Below are 4,202 nucleotides of genomic sequence, written 5' to 3' on the forward strand. Positions count from 1 at the left end.
ATTGCCCGTGTTCATGATCCCACTGAGCCTGATCGGCAATTGCTTCCTGCTCCCAGTAGTACAGGTTTGCGGCCTGCTCCCATTCTTCGGAGTCAGGGATTACATCCGGATAATTTTCGGCAACCCATTCATCAAATCGTTCAGCTTCAATATCCATCAACTGGTCTTTCATGCTTCCCATAACGCCAGCCCCTGTGTGGTTCTGTAAATGTGAAATCCCGCCTGTAATCGACGAAGTACCGTTCCCTTCAGGGATGTCCAAAAATTTGAATTATCGCTATAGATGCCTCTCTGTCGGTAAGGTCGATATCCATAACACTGTTTGGAATAGGATACAGCGCCGGTCTCAGAGACCAAATAACCCGAGACCAACTGCCATACCATGGTGGGCAAATATTACGAGCAATGATGTTCCCATCCGTATCGAGGATCAGTTGCTCTGTCATCCAGACGTGTTCATCATCGGTAGGAATATGTGCCCAGTAAAGCCATGCTTGGGTATACTCCTCGGAAATCAGATCATCAATCAGCTCTTCATCGTTCACGCTGCCCCCCTGAAGCCATCTTTGTAATTATTCCGCTCAGAAACCCTCACCCACTGACGTATCCTGCCATCACGCTGAAAACATTCCCGCCTGCAATAATCACTGACCTGATAATAACCCACCGCGCAATCACTTTTCTTAATTACCGGACCGCCCGTTTCAGTAGATCCGTTTTCTGGCGTATTTCATATTTTCGGAAGTATAGCACGGGGCGGCCGGGGGACACCGCGGGTTATCCCTGGCGTAAGGGAAGCCCCTGACCACAATATCTGGTAGCCATTGCAGCTGATAGAGCCACAATATCTTGTGTTTGGCGGGGCGGCGGGCGCGACGGCGGGCTGAAGATCCGGGAGTACCAGATTTCGGATCTGACCCAGATATCTGCCTGCAATTTTGATTTATTACTGAGGGGACGATTAAATTTTATTGCTAAATGCCATGCTTGCATGTACGATTTTTTAGTGAATTCCACAAGAAATCATACATGCAAATTTTTAAAGGGGTTTTATGAGCTATATTGATCCAAATACAGTGATCTCTCCGAAGTCCTCAGTGAGTGCAGTTAGAGTGATTGAAGATAAGAAAGAGGGAAGTTTTTCTATAGCAAGATTACGTTACGACGGCCGAGAGACGTTGGCCTGCAGATGGAATGGCGGCGAAAATGAACCGGTTGGACACCCAAATTCCAGAGGAATACCTACTTGGTTTATTATCCCAGATCAGATGCAGGGGGACATCATGAGAGGAGCTATCACAAGAGCTGAGCTCGAAAGGCCATGGATCTTTGAGGAACTGGAATTAATCAAAAATGAATTCTCTGATACTGAGGTGCCGGGTACCGCAATAACCATCTATCCCATCGAAAATGAATTATCACTAGTAGATGCTAACCTACTGATTGAGATTATAAAAATAGACAAGGTGCTAAAGCATCGTAACGTCGACGTCTTTGACATGGATAGCGAAGGAGACAGAACTAGCAACCCAATATCCAAAATAGCAGGAAAGCTTCACATTAAACTATTCCGAGAGGCCAAGTGACGAGACGTCTCGCTTTAGTAACGAACGTACTATCAATTCCGGTGGTGTTTGGGGAAAAAGAGAAAAGGCGACGCATCGGAGAACTGATGGGGGAGAGGGTGGATAATGTCTGAATGTAGGGTGTTTCTAAAAGCAAAAACCCCGACTTAAGCCGGGGTCAAAATCTGCGGTCTTTATGAAAGGTCTTACACCCGAAGGCCATTGGTTCCTTTCACCAACCTGAGTCGAATACTACTGGTTGCTGGCAAAGGTGTCAAGTCAACGCTGGCAGATGCATAGCCAGAACAAGGAGAATATATGCCGGATAGTGTGGCTTACCAGCCAGATTTAATGGACAGGATCTTCACACAGAAAAGAATGCACAGCTACCAAAGAGTGTTCGGGAGACTGACTGACCGTGAAATGGTGGGGATTTATATCTGGAATCAGACGCTGGGTGGCGAACTCTATCCGCTGCTGAGCGCCGCTGAAATTACCCTGCGTAATGCTATTGATAGTGCATTCATCACTTTCTCTGGAAAATGGTGGTGGAAAAAGGTTCAGTATAAAAGCTATGCCTCCGTTGCGAGCCATATACCCCCTTTCGAAATCAAAGCGATGAAAGATAATTTTTCCAGCGCAGCCAACTATGTAAGAAAGGAAAAAAAGCAGCGTTATCACAGAAGAAATCACACTCCCAGCCATGAGGAGATCGTGGCCAGTACCGAATTTTCCACGTGGGAGTTTGCAATGAATGACGAGCTGCTGGGACCGGGTCTCTTCTGGAATACCATGATGACTCAAGTATTTAAGGGGCAATGGCCCTCACAAAGTGGCGCCAATACTCTATCGACTGCACGGGATCAGGTCAAAACGATACGTGAATACCGTAACCGTGTAGCTCATAACGAACCTTTGTGGAAAGCTTATCACGTCAATACGCCGCAGGATGCTATTGCCTACATTAATACGAAGATTGATACCGTTGAGCAGCTAATAAAGCTGTTGTCTCCGGAAAAGCATGATCTGCTTACCAAGCACCGTCTGTTCAGTAATGCCCGCAGAATTAACTCTCTATCAGAAATCACCCGTTTCCGTACCACAGGTAATGCGCAGTGGCTTGGGTCGTTTGGCGATGTTACGTCCGCACTCATGCATGCAAGAGGCTGCAACAGCCCTGTCCTCTGCAAGCTCGGTCCCGGAGCTGAACCTTTCCTTATTATCCCGCAGTAAGGTGTGATCTCGTTTGGCAAAATGCAATTATCCGCTGGAGCTAATAACATGTTAAATAAAGCAAAGGTCTACAAAGCAATTATCTCTGTTATTGCCTTATTTGCCTTTATTTATTGGGGGCTTGATCCAGAAATTATGTGTAAGGTCGCCAGTGAAACGCCTCAAGCCTGCTCGCTTTCCGAACGGAGTTTAATTATGAATGCTCTTGGTTCAGGTTTCGCGATCATGTTAACTGCTATGGCAGTGACAATACTGGCACTGTGGGTCAGTAAAGATTGAGACTGATTCCATGCAACTGGCAGACAGTCCTCAAGAATATACGAAGAAACCCAATTAGGTATTAAAAATAGCGCTCGGTATTAAATTTAAAATTTCAATGCTCTTCAGGAGATAAAATTATGAAAGATTTTAAATTAGATGCTATTAGAATTAACCCAAATCCAAGGTCGAATGAAATAGACCCTATTTCAGAGAAGCATCAAAAGGAGTTGGCTTATTTAGGTTGTCTTGCAAAAGAGAAAAAGTTTGTGGCTAGTTTAATCGTCAATCTCTATAAAACCAATATTTGTGGGGCGGGCATGTGTCGCCTTGCGGGTTATTTTCTAGGTGAATTCAGCGATACAATGAAAAATGGCATGATGTTCCTTGTTTTTATTTTTGGTTATATCGAATTACATGAAACCTATGGTAGTGAATTTGTGGAAAGCCTGATCGAGAAATGGGATTTCAAAAGCACATCGGCGACTACTACATATGACTAAATTTTAATAAATCTAATGGGTAATTTTAGAGGTGGATATGAAAGTAAAATAGTTACAGGCTTATCTGTCTGGATGGATCCTGAAAGGATCGTATTAGTTCTTGGTTTCGAAACAGTTACAACTATGCACGCAGCAGAGCCTGATCTGGTTATTCAATGTAAAAGTAATCTGTGTAAAGAAGATGCAATTCTTGGAAATCGATGTGTTTCACTTTTTGGTCAAACTGGGGAGTCATCAGTCTGGATTGGCTGGAGTAAAGATTATCGTTAAGATTATTTTCTTTATTATCTTAAGAATCCAGAAGCGTAATCACTGTATACCTTTTATTGTTATCCACATATCCACGGACAAATAAGCCAGTGAGTCTGCGCCCACCAAAGGCGCGGGCGAACGGGAGCGGTCGGCGAGTGTTGAGCCGACTTTGTCGGTGGGTATGTGGGTAACTATTTGACGATCCCGAATCGCATTGTTAATATCCTTTTCGCTGTACCATCGTCCACTCGGACGATCACCAATGATCCGTCAGCCTGTGAGGATCGCCTTAGGGTGGCTGTGAACACTTCTGTAGCCTGCAAGGAAGAACACGCTCAGTTGCGTGTGGTAAATCTGCCAGCCTTTGGAAGCAGATATCACCAGGTAGTTT

Annotated in this window: 5 protein-coding genes and 1 pseudogene; 4 read left to right on the plus strand and 2 right to left on the minus strand. The window is 44.8% G+C overall.

Annotation, left to right across the window (positions count from 1 at the left end; all coding sequences use genetic code 11):
• Positions 1-181 (minus strand): annotated as a pseudogene (locus EDI29_RS22435) (hypothetical protein); the annotation flags it as partial.
• A gap of 67 nt (positions 182-248) precedes the next feature.
• The gene (locus tag EDI29_RS22440) at positions 249-545 is read right to left on the minus strand and encodes a hypothetical protein (RefSeq protein ID WP_103199275.1); all 297 of its coding nucleotides are present in this window, start codon (positions 543-545) and stop codon (positions 249-251) included.
• A gap of 507 nt (positions 546-1,052) precedes the next feature.
• Between EDI29_RS22440 and EDI29_RS22445 the strand changes: the two genes are divergently transcribed.
• The 4 genes from EDI29_RS22445 to EDI29_RS22460 all read left to right on the plus strand — a co-directional run bounded on the left by EDI29_RS22445 (position 1,053) and on the right by EDI29_RS22460 (position 3,559).
• Positions 1,053-1,586, plus strand: coding sequence for a hypothetical protein (locus EDI29_RS22445; RefSeq protein WP_103199274.1), 534 nt, complete (start codon positions 1,053-1,055; stop codon positions 1,584-1,586).
• 297 nt (positions 1,587-1,883) lie between these two features.
• Positions 1,884-2,798, plus strand: a complete 915-nt coding sequence (locus EDI29_RS22450; RefSeq protein ID WP_103199273.1) for an Abi family protein — start codon at positions 1,884-1,886, stop codon at positions 2,796-2,798.
• Positions 2,799-2,846: 48 nt separating this feature from the next.
• Positions 2,847-3,077: a hypothetical protein gene (locus EDI29_RS22455; RefSeq protein WP_103199272.1), complete on the plus strand. Its 231-nt coding sequence runs from the start codon at positions 2,847-2,849 to the stop codon at positions 3,075-3,077.
• Positions 3,078-3,196: 119 nt separating this feature from the next.
• Complete coding sequence (locus EDI29_RS22460) at positions 3,197-3,559, plus strand: hypothetical protein (protein WP_103199271.1); 363 nt, start codon at positions 3,197-3,199, stop codon at positions 3,557-3,559.
• Positions 3,560-4,202: the final 643 nt, after the last annotated feature.

This window comes from Pectobacterium polonicum (genome assembly GCF_005497185.1).
GTDB classification, from domain to species: Bacteria; Pseudomonadota; Gammaproteobacteria; order Enterobacterales; family Enterobacteriaceae; genus Pectobacterium; species Pectobacterium polonicum.